Source organism: Microbulbifer magnicolonia, from assembly GCF_035117725.1.
Classification (GTDB): Bacteria; Pseudomonadota; Gammaproteobacteria; order Pseudomonadales; family Cellvibrionaceae; genus Microbulbifer; species Microbulbifer magnicolonia.
In genome coordinates, this window is the sequence record NZ_JAYEFD010000001.1 from 1505866 (window position 1) to 1517568 (window position 11703).

At 60.7% G+C, this 11703-nt stretch carries 11 protein-coding genes; 4 read left to right on the forward strand and 7 right to left on the reverse strand.

Features of this window, described 5'->3' with window-relative positions:
• The first annotated feature begins 54 nt into the window (after window positions 1-54).
• From RRF64_RS06625 to yacG, 4 genes are all read left to right on the forward strand, one after another.
• On the forward strand, window positions 55-1266 hold the full coding sequence (locus tag RRF64_RS06625) for a type II secretion system F family protein (RefSeq protein WP_323845043.1): 1212 nt from the start codon (window positions 55-57) through the stop codon (window positions 1264-1266).
• Window positions 1267-1272: 6 nt separating this feature from the next.
• Window positions 1273-2157, forward strand: a complete 885-nt coding sequence (locus tag RRF64_RS06630; RefSeq protein ID WP_323845044.1) for a prepilin peptidase — start codon at window positions 1273-1275, stop codon at window positions 2155-2157.
• Window positions 2158-2466: 309 nt separating this feature from the next.
• Entirely contained in the window at window positions 2467-3069 is a 603-nt protein-coding gene (coaE, locus tag RRF64_RS06635; RefSeq protein WP_323845045.1) for a dephospho-CoA kinase, read from the forward strand.
• Window positions 3070-3076: 7 nt separating this feature from the next.
• Window positions 3077-3286, forward strand: a complete 210-nt coding sequence (yacG, locus tag RRF64_RS06640) for a DNA gyrase inhibitor YacG (RefSeq protein WP_323845046.1) — start codon at window positions 3077-3079, stop codon at window positions 3284-3286.
• A gap of 166 nt (window positions 3287-3452) precedes the next feature.
• On the opposite strand, the gene RRF64_RS06645 is transcribed toward yacG, so the two are convergent.
• From RRF64_RS06645 to lpxC, 7 genes are all read right to left on the reverse strand, one after another.
• Entirely contained in the window at window positions 3453-3680 is a 228-nt protein-coding gene (locus RRF64_RS06645) for a BrnA antitoxin family protein (RefSeq protein ID WP_323845047.1), read from the reverse strand.
• Window positions 3680-3964, reverse strand: a complete 285-nt coding sequence (locus tag RRF64_RS06650) for a BrnT family toxin (protein ID WP_323845048.1) — start codon at window positions 3962-3964, stop codon at window positions 3680-3682. The genes RRF64_RS06645 and RRF64_RS06650 overlap by 1 nt, the downstream gene beginning before the upstream one ends.
• A gap of 239 nt (window positions 3965-4203) precedes the next feature.
• On the reverse strand, window positions 4204-4605 hold the full coding sequence (gene mutT / locus RRF64_RS06655) for an 8-oxo-dGTP diphosphatase MutT (protein WP_323845049.1): 402 nt from the start codon (window positions 4603-4605) through the stop codon (window positions 4204-4206).
• A gap of 10 nt (window positions 4606-4615) precedes the next feature.
• Window positions 4616-5818, reverse strand: coding sequence for a bifunctional glutamate N-acetyltransferase/amino-acid acetyltransferase ArgJ (gene argJ, locus RRF64_RS06660; RefSeq protein ID WP_323845050.1), 1203 nt, complete (start codon window positions 5816-5818; stop codon window positions 4616-4618).
• 411 nt (window positions 5819-6229) lie between these two features.
• The gene (secA, locus tag RRF64_RS06665; protein WP_323845051.1) at window positions 6230-8980 is read right to left on the reverse strand and encodes a preprotein translocase subunit SecA; all 2751 of its coding nucleotides are present in this window, start codon (window positions 8978-8980) and stop codon (window positions 6230-6232) included.
• A 266-nt stretch (window positions 8981-9246) separates the two neighbouring features.
• Complete coding sequence (locus RRF64_RS06670; RefSeq protein WP_323845052.1) at window positions 9247-10182, reverse strand: M23 family metallopeptidase; 936 nt, start codon at window positions 10180-10182, stop codon at window positions 9247-9249.
• A 343-nt stretch (window positions 10183-10525) separates the two neighbouring features.
• Window positions 10526-11437 (reverse strand): UDP-3-O-acyl-N-acetylglucosamine deacetylase, encoded by a 912-nt coding sequence (gene lpxC, locus RRF64_RS06675; protein WP_323845053.1) that lies wholly within the window; start codon window positions 11435-11437, stop codon window positions 10526-10528.
• Between the last annotated feature and the right edge of the window lie 266 nt (window positions 11438-11703).

An 11703-nucleotide genomic window follows, 5' to 3' on the forward strand; every position in this document is an offset into this window, starting at 1 on the left:
ATAGAATCACGCGCGGCGATATCTGCGCAGCAATAAAAATACGGGAATACAACCATGGCCAATGCCGCAGCAGTCGCTTACGTCTACAAAGGGGTGGACAGTAAAGGCAACAGGGTCGAGGGAGAGATCAACGGCACCAGCCCCGCGCTGATCAAGGCACAGCTGCGCAAACAGGGGATTATTGCCAACCGGGTGCAGAAAAAGCCCAAGCCCCTGTTTGGCGGCAACAAAAAAGTAAAGCCGGCGGATATCGCCCTGTTTACCCGGCAGATGGCCACAATGATGAAGGCCGGCGTACCCTTGGTACAGAGCTTCGAGATCGTCGCGGATGGCCTCGACAACGAAGGGGTGAAGCAGCTGATTTTCAAGATTCGCGACGAGGTGGCCTCGGGCACTGCTTTCGCCGACGCGCTGCGCAAGCATCCGCTGTATTTCGACGATCTGTTCTGCAATCTGGTCGCTTCCGGCGAGCAGTCCGGTGCGCTGGAAACTATGCTGGACCGGATTGCGACCTACAAGGAAAAGACTGAGCAGCTCAAGGCGAAGATCAAGAAGGCGATGACCTACCCGATTGCCGTAATCGTGGTAGCGATCGTGGTGACTTCCATCCTGCTGATCAAGGTAGTGCCGCAGTTTGCAGAGACTTTCTCCAGTTTCGGCGCCGACTTGCCGGCATTTACGCAGATGGTAGTCGGTATGTCGGAATGGATGCAGGCCAACTGGTTTATCGCGCTGATCTGCGTTGTTGTAGGCATTGGCGGCACGATCGAAGCGAAGAAGCGTAACAGGAAAGTCGCCGAGTTTTTCGACCGCCTGATACTGAAACTGCCGATTCTCGGCATGATCACCTACAACTCCATCGCCGCGCGTTTTGCCCGCACCCTGTCGACTACTTTTGCCGCCGGTGTACCGCTGATCGACGCACTCAAATCCGTCGCCGGCGCCACCGGCAATAGCCTGTATGCAGAAGCCACGTTAAAGATTCGCGATTCAGTGGCCACTGGTATTCCTCTGAACGGTGCACTGCGCGCTTCAGGTCTCTATCCCACCATGCTGGTACAGATGGCCGCAATCGGCGAGGAATCCGGCGCACTGGACGATATGCTGGCCAAGGCCGCCGACTTCTACGAAGAGGCCGTTGACAATATGGTGGACAACCTGACGACCCTGCTGGAGCCGTTGATCATGGCTGTACTGGGCATTCTGGTTGGCGGCCTAATGATTGCGATGTATCTGCCGATCTTCCAGCTGGGCCAGGTTGTATAAAAGAAGATGCTCGACACTTTACTCTCCTACCAAGCGCTGCTGTTAGGCAGCGCTTTTGTTTTGGGGCTGCTGCTTGGCAGTTTCCTGAATGTAGTTATCTATCGCCTGCCTATCATGATGGAGCGGGAATACAAACGGGATTTCTACAGCTACTTTGACACCAAGCCGGATCCGGCTGAGCAGAAAGAGTTGAACGAAACTTTCAACCTGATACTGCCCCACTCCCACTGCCCCAAGTGCGATGCGGAGATCAAGCCCTGGCACAATGTGCCACTGGTCAGCTATCTGCTGCTGGGCGGCAAATGCGGTAACTGTGGTACCTCTATTTCAAAGCGCTACCCGGTGGTGGAACTGGTCACCGGCCTGCTGACAGCAATCGTTGTCTGGCAGCTGGGCTTCACCTGGCAGGCACTGGCGGGCTGTGTGTTTACCTGGGCGCTGGTGGCGCTGACCGGGATCGACTTCGACAAGCAGCTGCTGCCGGACAGTATCACCCTGCCGTTGCTGTGGGCGGGCCTGTTTATCAATCTGTGGGGCGTGTTCGTGCCGTTGCAGGATGCGGTAATCGGAGCCATTGCCGGTTACCTGGCGCTCTGGTCGGTGTTTCATATCTTCAAGCTGGTGACCGGCAAGGAAGGTATGGGGGCCGGGGATTTCAAGATACTGGCGGCCATCGGCGCCTGGTTCGGGTGGCAGATGTTGCCGCTGGTGATTCTGCTTTCCGCGGCCGTTGGGGCTGTGGCTGGTTTGAGCTGGAGTGTGATTGCCGGGCGGGACAGAAATCTGCCGATTGCGTTTGGGCCCTATCTGGCCGGGGCTGGGTGGATTGCGATGCTGTGGGGGGATCGGATTGTGGGGTGGTATCTCAATTATTCCGGGTTGAATGGCTAAATGGCGGGCCGTAGGCCCGCTCGCCGAGCTTGAGCTCGGCGTTCCCAGGAGTAAGGGCGGACTTTGGGTTCGCCCTTTTTGCTTTCAGGCCGAGTGGAGGGGCGGACACTAGGTTCGCTCCGGCTGCTCCATGCACTTGCGGAGCCTGCGGCTCTACAATTAGGCTTGGGTGCGGCCTTTGAACATAGTGGTTCCGTTCGGGTTGGATCGCGGCCAGCGGCCGCTCCTACAGTGGGTGCGCTTTGTCCGGGGAATCATTCCGGCTTTGATCGCGGCCATGGGCCGCTCCTACAGGAGGGTGTGGAGACGGTGCTTATTATTGGACTGACTGGTGGTATCGGCAGCGGCAAGTCGGCGGCGGCGGATTGTTTTCGGGCGCTGGGGATCGATGTCGTCGATGCGGACTGGGCGGCGCGGGTGGTGGTGCAGCCGGGGCAGCCGGCGCTGGCACAGATCGCGCAGCACTTCGGGGCCGAGGTCCTGCTGGAGAACGGCGCGCTGGACAGGGCCAGGCTGCGCAGCCTGGTGTTCGACAACGAAGCCGAAAGGAAATGGCTGGAGGGGCTGCTGCACCCGCTGATTCGCGAGGAGATTTTGCGGGCGCTGGAGGCCAGTAAGAGTGCCTACGCGATCCTGGAGTCGCCGCTGTTGATCGAGTCGGGGCAGTATAAACTGGTGGACAGGATCTGCGTGGTAGACTTGCCCGAGGAGCTGCAAATCGAGCGCGCCGGCGCGCGGGATGGCAGTGATGCGGAGCAGATTCGCAAGATCATGGCCGCGCAGCTTCCGCGCGAGAAGCGCCTGGAGAAGGCGGACGATGTGCTGGACAATTCCGGTGATCTGGCGAGCCTCAGAACACAAGTCGAGGTGCTGCATCGGCAGTACCTGCAATTGGTAGAAGAGAATTACTGAAGTACTTATGGCTAAAAATACCCCCACCCTCAACTGTCCCACGTGTAAGAAACCGATTGAGTGGAATGAGAAGTTTCCGTTTCGGCCGTTTTGTAGTGAGCGGTGTAAGTTGATCGATCTCGGGGAGTGGGCTTCAGAGGGGCACAAGATTCCGGGGGAGCCGGCATTTGATGATGTTTTGAGTGAGGAGTTGGATAACTCCAAGACTCGGCACTGAGGTTGCCCCCTATCCCCGGCCCTCTCCCCGAGGGGAGAAGGGGAATATGAGCGGAAAGCTCGGTAGTCTGCCTGCGCGCACGGCGGGCCTGCGGCCCGTTGCCGAGCTGGAGCCCTCAGCGAAAATAAAAACAGCTCGGCGTTCCCGGGGGAGAGCTACTGTTAATTCAGCGAGACTCCTGCCATTTAAGATCGATTGTCCGGTGGTGAGCTACGCAGTCCCTCAGGTACAAATTGATCAGGCTTTGGTAGGGGATACCCGTTTCTTCAGACATATTCTTAAAATAAACAATTACATCCTCGCCCATACGAATAGTCACAGACTTTTTAAGTTTGCTTGCATAGGGGTTTTTTCGGCTTTTCATTGACGCTAGATCGTATTCTTTCTTCATCATCACCTACCTCCGGGATAGAATTTCCGCTCTGACTTAGTGGCTTTACGGGCGGAAATAATACGAATGACGTTGCCACTGTCTCGCTCACAGTGACAGACCAAGAGCAAACTGGCTTCGCCGCTCAAACCAAGCATAAGGAAGCGGCTTTCTGCTAGAGAATTCTCTTCATCAAAAAATTGCACAGCAAACTCGTCATAGAAGACAGATTGTGCCTCTTCAAATGAGACACCGTGCTTCTTGAGGTTTGACGCGGCTTTCTTTGGGTCCCATTCGAACTCAATCATACATACAGTGTATGTACAGATAAGGAGATGTCAATTGACCTTGAAGAGGGACAATTTGAGAGCCTAATTCGAGGAATTGCGGGCCTGCGGCCCGTTGCCGAGCTGGGGCTCGGCGCTCCCAGGAGGGGGCGCTTCTTGGTCACGTTTCGTCATCCTGGCGCTAGCTGGGATCCAGTGCGGAGTTTGGTCGCGGCCATGGGCCGCCCCGGCCGCTCCACGTATTCACGGCGCCTTCGGCCCTACAAGGGCTGGGTGGACTGAATGGCTGCGATGATGGGTTGGTTGGCGTCGGGGAAGTGGTAGCGGGTCAGGTCTGCAATTTCTACCCAGGCGGTTTGCTGGCCTTCCTGACCCTCGGCCTCGCCTTCGAAATCCGTTACCCACCAGGTGTCCAGCAACACGGTTTTTTCCGGGTCTTCGTGGCGGATTTCCGTCAGGGGCTTTAAGTCCTTTACCTCTATCGCCACTTCCTCGCGCAGTTCGCGGGTCAGGGCCTGCTGTACCGTTTCGCCCTCCTCCACCTTGCCGCCGGGAAATTCCCAGCGGCCGCCCATATGCAGGTGATCGGGGCGGCGGGCGATCAGTATTTTGCCGTCTGCGCGCTGCACTACCCCTACGGCGACATGGATCACTTTGCCCATCCAGTACGCCTCAGGTCCGGTATTCGGCATTGATGGTCACATAGTCGTGGGAGAAGTCGCAGGTCCAGATATGTTCGCTACAGTCGCCGCGGCCGAGATCCACGGAGATGGTGAATTCTACTTTGGAAAAAACTTCCTGCCCGGCCGCTTCGGTGTAGCTGGCCGCGCGGCCGCCGGCTTCCACTACCTGCACGTCGTCCAGGTAGACATTCACCCGCGACGGATCCAGGTTCTCGACGCCGGCGTTGCCGACCGCCATGATCAGGCGGCCCCAGTTGGGGTCCGATGCGTAGAGGGCGGTTTTGACCAGCGGGGACTCGCCCACTTCGAAGGCGACCTTCAACGCTTCTTCGCTGCTGCCGGCGCCCTTCACCTGCACGGTGACAAATTTGGTGGCCCCCTCGCCGTCCCTGACGACCGCCTGGGCCAGCTCGATATGCGCCTCGACAATCGCAGCCTTCAGGCGCTCATACTCGGCGCTGCGCATATCCATGATCTGCGGCCCGGTGGCACCGCTGGCGATCAGTACGCAGGCGTCGTTGGTGGAGGTGTCTCCGTCGATGCTGATGCGGTTGAAGGAGGCGTTGACCGCTTCCTTCACCAGCGCGTCCAGCAGCGGCTGGGAGATGGCCGCGTCTGTCGCGATATAGGCGAGCATGGTGGCCATATTCGGCTGGATCATGCCGGCGCCCTTGGCGATGCCGACGACTCTGATCTGCTCACCGGCGATTTCCACCGTGCGGCTGGCGGTCTTGGGCCGGGTATCGGTGGTCATGATCGCGCGGGCGGCCTTGTCCCAGCCGTCGCCGGTCAGGTGGGTGGCGGCCGCGGGAATGGCGTCGACGATTTTCTGCAGCGGCAGGTGCTCGCCGATCACGCCGGTGCTGAACGGCAGCACCTGCTCGGCGCGGATATGCAGTGCTTCGGCGATGGCCGCGCAGCAGGCGCGGGCGTCACTCAGGCCGCGCTCACCGGTGGCGGCGTTGGCGTTGCCGGCGTTGATCAGCAGTGCGCGGGTGTTGCCCTGGCGGATATGCTCCCTGGCGACGGTGACCGGTGCGGCGCAGAAGGCGTTCTTGGTAAAGGTCGCGGAGACGGCCGCGCCCTCGTTGATCTCGATCAGCAGCAGGTCGTCGCGCTGCCAGTTTTTGATCTTGGCGGGGACGCTGGCTAGGCGGATGCCTGGAATTTGAGGGAGTGTGTTCTGGGGCATTTATCATCGCGGCCGACGGCCGCTCCTACAAAATTTCCTTGCCATCGTCATTCCGGCGCGGGCCGGAATCCAGAGAAGCCACTGCAGGTCAATCTGGATTCCGGCCTGCGCCGGAATGACGAGATTTAAAAAATACGGGGCCGCAGGCCTATTGTGGGAGCCTGCCCGGCAGGCGATTGAGCCGGGCTGCGGTATTTCGCCAGCAGGGCTGGCTCCCACAGAGGGCCTGCGGCCCGTTGCCGAGCTGGAGCTCGGCGTTCCCAGGGATCGCCCGCGAGCAGGCTCTTGCGGCGGGCCTGCGGCCCGGTGCCGAGCTGGGGCTCGGCGTTCCCGGGGGGGGGCGCCTGCGGGCAGGCTCCTACTCAATGGCCCCGTCATTCCGACGCAGGCCGGAATGACGAATATTCAACATCAGGTCGAGGTGGACGAGGCCAGTTTGCCGTGGCACTGCTTGTACTTCTTGCCCGAGCCGCAGGGACAGGGGTCGTTGCGGCCGACCTTGGGGCCGCGGCGTTCCGGCATGGCCTGCTCTGGCTCTTCGGCCTGCGGCATGGCGGAGGCCTGGGCGTGTTGCAGTTCCAGCTGCTGCTTGCGCTGGGCCTCGATACGGCGGCGTTCCAGCTCTTCCATCTGCTCGCGGGTCATCGGCTCGACGTGGGCGAGGATGCGCACCACTTCGTGCTTCAAATTGTCGAGCATGCTCTGGAACAGGTGGAAGGACTCGCGCTTGAACTCCTGCTTGGGGTTCTTGTTGGCGTAGGCGCGCAGGCCGATGCCGGCGCGCAGGTGGTCCTGGCTCGCGAGGTGTTCCTTCCACAGCTGGTCCAGCACCTGCAGCATGATCTGGCGCTCTACGGTGGGCATCAGGCTGGTGTCACCGGAGGATTCACCGATACGCGCCACCTTGGCCGCGTAGGCTTCCTGGGCCGCGGCGATGATCTTCTCGCGCAGGCTCTCCTCGTGCAGGGTGCGGTCCTCGTCCAGCCATTGCTGGACCGGCAGCTGCAGGCCCAGTTCGCCGGCCAGTTGTTTTTCCAGGCCGGGAATATCCCACTGCTCTTCCACGCTCTGCGGCGGCACGAAGCCGGAGATCAGCTCGTCGACCACGTCCTCGCGGATCGCGGTGATGGTATCGCTGATATTCTCCGCCTCCAGCAGCTCGTTGCGCTGGCTGTAGATGACGCGGCGCTGGTCGTTGGCGACGTCGTCGTATTCCAGCAGCTGCTTGCGGATATCGAAGTTGCGGCCCTCGACGCGGCGCTGGGCCTTTTCGATGGCGTTGGACACCATGCGGTGCTCGATGGCCTCGCCTTTTTCCATGCCCAGCATCTGCATAAAGTTCTTCACCCGCTCGGAGGCGAAGATGCGCATCAGGTTGTCTTCCAGGGACAGGTAGAAGCGGGTCACACCCGGGTCGCCCTGGCGGCCGGCGCGGCCGCGCAGCTGGTTGTCGATGCGGCGGGACTCGTGGCGCTCGGTGCCGATGATATGCAGGCCGCCGGCCTCGATCACTGTGTCGTGGCGCTGCTGCCACTCTTCCCTGATCTTCGCGATCTCGGCCTCGGTGGGCTCGCGACCCTCCTTCTCGTGCAGTTCCTGCCGCAGGTCGGCGACCTCCGCCTCCCAGTTGCCGCCGAGCACGATATCGGTACCGCGGCCGGCCATGTTGGTGGCGATGGTGACGGTGCCCGGGCGGCCGGCCTGGGCGATGATATGGGCCTCGCGCTCGTGGTATTTGGCGTTCAGCACCTGGTGCTCGATCTTGGCCTGCTGCAAGCGGCGCGACATCTCTTCGGAGGTCTCGATGGAGGCGGTGCCGACGAGGATCGGTGCCTGCTTGTCGCGGCAGTACTTGATGTCCTCGATGATGGCTTCCATCTTTTCTTCTTTGGTCAGGTAGACCAGGTCGTTCAGATCCTGGCGCTGCACTTCGCGGTTGGTGGGGATCACCACCACGTCCAGCCCGTAGATCTGCTGGAACTCGAACGCCTCGGTATCGGCGGTGCCGGTCATGCCCGCCAGCTTCGGGTAGAAGCGGAACAGGTTCTGGAAGGTGGTGGAGGCCAGGGTCTGGCTCTCGCTCTGGATCTGCACCTTCTCCTTCGCTTCCAGCGCCTGGTGCAGGCCCTCGGACAGGCGGCGGCCGGGCATGGTGCGGCCGGTGTGCTCGTCGATCAGCACCACCTGACCGTTCTGCACTATATAGTCGACGTCTTTGTGGAACAGCACGTGCGCGCGCAGTGCCGCGTGCACATGGTGCAGCAGGCCCAGGTTGCCGGGCGCGTACAGGGACTCGTCTTCCTTCATCAGGCCGCTGCGGGACAGCAGGTCCTCGATCAGCTGGTGACCGTCTTCGGTCAGTTCCACCTGGCGGGTCTTCTCGTCCACGCTGTAGTGGCCCTCTCCGCCCTCTTCCGCGCGCTCAAGGCGCGGCACCAGCTGGTTCATCGCCAGGTACAGGTGGGAGGAATCCTCGGCGGCGCCGGAGATGATCAGCGGCGTACGCGCCTCGTCGATCAGGATGGAGTCCACCTCGTCGACGATGGCGAAATTCTGCGGGCGCTGGGTGCGGTCTTCCTTGCGCAGCACCATGTTGTCGCGCAGGTAGTCGAAGCCGAATTCGTTGTTGGTGCCGTAGGTGATATCCGCCTGGTAGGCCGCCTTTTTGTCTTCCGGGTGCTGCTGGGAGACGATGACACCCACGGTCAGGCCGAGGAATTCGTACACCGGACGCATCCAGTTGGCGTCCCGCGCGGCCAGGTAGTCGTTGACGGTAATGATGTGCACGCCCTTGCTTTCCAGCGCGTTCAGGTAGGCCGGCAGCGTGGCCACCAGGGTCTTGCCCTCGCCGGTGCGCATCTCGGCGATGCGGCCCTCGTGCAGGGTCATACCGCCGATCATCTGCACATCGAAGTGGCGCAGGCCCAGCGTGCGGCGGCCGGCCTCGCGCACCGCGGCGAAGGCTTCCGGCAACAGTTGATCCAGGGTCTCGCCGTCGGCGAGGCGCTTTCTGAACTCGTCGGTCTTGGCTCTGAGGGCGGCGTCGTCGAGCTTCTGGTACTCCTCCTCCAGCGCATTGATCTGCGCCACGACGCGGCGCATGCGTTTGAGCTCGCGCTCGTTCTTTGAACCGAAGACCGATGTAATCAGTTTGCCAATCATTATCTAGAAACCACTTATCTTATTTGCGCTGCCGGCCTTGTGAGCCGGGGCCAGTCTGAGTAGAGAAAGTTGCGGCACTTACACCCAAAATCAAGCCAGTCTGAGCGCTCTTTGCAATGAGGGGTGCAAGTAAACAGGAAGGCGCCACGACTAGCAACTCTGACCTTGGGCTGCGGGCACTTATGCCCTTGGCTGCAGGCGCCCCTTAAGCGGCGGGCGCTTTCAGGGAAGTTGCCGGTGGTGGCGCGATATTGGAAGAATAGTTGCTATCTGCCGGTGCGGCGGATGTAGCTGGCCGGGTCCACGGCGCGGTTGTTCTTGTACACCTCGAAGTGCACATGGGGACCGGTGGAGCGGCCGCTGGAGCCCATCAGGGCGATCACCTGGCCCTTCTTGACCACGTCGCCCAGCTTGACCTTGAGCTCGCTGTTGTGACCGTATCGCGTGGAGTAGCCATTGCCGTGGTTGATTTCCACCAGCTGGCCGTAGCCGTAGCGGTCCTCGGCCCAGGTCACGACACCGGCGGCCACGGACACCACGTCGGAGCCCTTCTTGCCGGCGAAGTCGACGCCCTTGTGCCAGGTGCGGCGGCCGCTAAAGGGATCTGTGCGATAGCCGTAGCGTGAGGACATCCAGCCGCGGCTGATCGGGCGGCCGGCAATAAACTGTTCGTCCTGCAGCTGGCGATCGGCCAGCAGCGTCTCGAGCGTATTCAGCTGCATCTGGCGGTCGGCAATCTGGTCCGACAGTTCGCCGATCGCCTCGAGGAATTCCGGTGGCTCGTAGGGCAGTTCCGAGGCGCCGGCGATACCCGGATCCTCCGGGCCGCCGACGGCGGGCGCACTGCCGAACTGGAATTCGCCCTCGTCGAGCTTGGCCACGGTGGTGAGGCGCTCGCCGAGCGCATCCAGGCGGGTCAGGCGCGCCTGCATCTCCGCCAGTTTGACGGTCAGCGCGGTCAGCTGTTCGCGGGCCTCGCGGTCCGCCTCGTCGATCTGCTGCTGCTGCTTGCGCAGCGCCTTGCTCCAGGCCTTGGCGGTGCGGGAGTCGAACACATCGGACTCCGCCACCGGCAGGTTGGCGCCAACCAGGAAGGCGCCGACGGGCAAACCGAGCAGACAAAAGCCCAGCAGCGCCCTGCTCAGGCCGCCGAAGCTGAAGCTGCGCGTTCCGCCGCGCTCATTGACTAGGATTACTTTCATAACAGGCGTGTGAAATTCGACAGTTTGTTGTTTTCGTTAGCTCTGTTGCAAAGCCGGACAAACGCCTCCGTGCCTCGCTCTCACGCCTATCCAATGGCAACTCAGCCAACCAACACTTCCAATGTAACACCGGCCGGCTGAGAAAAAATGTTACGAGCGCACAAATTTGTCAGGAACAATTTTCTGCGCTTTGGAGCAAACCTTGTGCTCGCTCTCCTGGATTCCGGCCTGCGCCGGAATGACGACATCTCTTTGGGTACGCCGTGCGCACCTCGGAGTCCATGCTGCGCACGATGCCCAAATAAAAAGCCGGCAATTTTCATGCCGGCTTTCTCTATCTGGCTCAGACCGCCAGGATTGGCTTGATGTAGGAGATCGGTGCTTCCTGTTCGTCTTCGAAAGTCACCATCTCCCAGGCGTCTTCCTGCGCCATCAGGGTGCGCAGTGATTTGTTGTTGAGCGCGTGGCCCGACTTATGGGCCCTGAACTCGCCGATCAGGCTGGTGCCCAGCAGATACAGGTCGCCAATGGCGTCCAGTATCTTGTGTTTCACGAATTCGTCTTCGTAGCGCAAGCCGCCTTCGTTCAGAATGCGGTACTGGTCGATCACGATGGCGTTGTCCACGCTGCCGCCCTGCACCAGGCCCTTGGAGCGCAGGTACTCGATCTCGTGCATAAAGCCGAAGGTGCGCGCGCGGCTCACTTCTTTCACGAAGGAGGTGCTGGAGAAGTCCACCGAGGAGGTCAGGTTGCGACCCTGGAACACCGGGTGATCGAAATCGATGGTGAAAGACACCTTGAAGCCATTGAACGGCAGGAAGCTGGCTACCTTGTCGCCCTCTTCCACGGTTACCGGCTTCTTGATACGCAGGAATTTCTTCGGCGCCGACTGCTCCTGGATACCGGCGGACTGGATCAGGAACACGAAAGGACCGGCGCTGCCATCCATGATCGGCACTTCCTGGGCAGACAGTTCGACAATCGCGTTGTCGATGCCCAGACCGGCCATCGCAGACAGCAGGTGCTCGACGGTGGCCACCCGCACGTCGCCTTTGACCAGGGTCGTGGACAGCAGGGTATCGCCCACGTTTTCCGCCCGGGCTTCAATCTCAACCGCCGGGTCCAGGTCGGTCCGGCGAAACACAATGCCAGTATCCACGGGCGCCGGTTTCAGGGTCAGGACGACCTTTTTGCCGGTGTGCAGACCTACGCCGGTGGCGCGAATAGCATTCTTGAGTGTGCGCTGTTTGATCATGAAACTATCTTTTCCCAGTCGGTGAGCGGCACAGGAGCCGCAGCGAGCCGGCGATCATAGCAGAAATATCACGCCAAAACTAGCATTGGCCTGACAGTCATTTCGACTTATCGCCCCATGTTCTCAGAATAGCTCAGCACGACTACTGCGGCGCCATGCGTACTTTGACTATGACCCCATTTTAGGGCGGCCGACTCAATTACCGCTGTTAAAAATTGTTAACCCGGGACTGGCCCGGGCTAACTTGGATATCCGACCGACAGGTC

Bases quoted from the DNA above. Each gene is read 5' to 3' on its own strand.
- mutT (WP_323845049.1), bottom strand. From the start codon at position 4,605: ATGGGCAAAGTGATCCATGTCGCCGTAGGGGTAGTGCAGCGCGCAGAC.
- RRF64_RS06645 (WP_323845047.1), bottom strand. From the start codon at position 3,680: ATGATGAAGAAAGAATACGATCTAGCGTCAATGAAAAGCCGAAAAAAC.
- yacG (WP_323845046.1), top strand. From the start codon at position 3,077: ATGGCTAAAAATACCCCCACCCTCAACTGTCCCACGTGTAAGAAACCG.
- lpxC (WP_323845053.1), bottom strand. From the start codon at position 11,437: ATGATCAAACAGCGCACACTCAAGAATGCTATTCGCGCCACCGGCGTA.
- RRF64_RS06630 (WP_323845044.1), top strand. From the start codon at position 1,273: ATGCTCGACACTTTACTCTCCTACCAAGCGCTGCTGTTAGGCAGCGCT.
- RRF64_RS06650 (WP_323845048.1), bottom strand. From the start codon at position 3,964: ATGATTGAGTTCGAATGGGACCCAAAGAAAGCCGCGTCAAACCTCAAG.
- RRF64_RS06670 (WP_323845052.1), bottom strand. From the start codon at position 10,182: ATGAAAGTAATCCTAGTCAATGAGCGCGGCGGAACGCGCAGCTTCAGC.
- argJ (WP_323845050.1), bottom strand. From the start codon at position 5,818: ATGCCCCAGAACACACTCCCTCAAATTCCAGGCATCCGCCTAGCCAGC.
- RRF64_RS06625 (WP_323845043.1), top strand. From the start codon at position 55: ATGGCCAATGCCGCAGCAGTCGCTTACGTCTACAAAGGGGTGGACAGT.
- secA (WP_323845051.1), bottom strand. From the start codon at position 8,980: ATGATTGGCAAACTGATTACATCGGTCTTCGGTTCAAAGAACGAGCGC.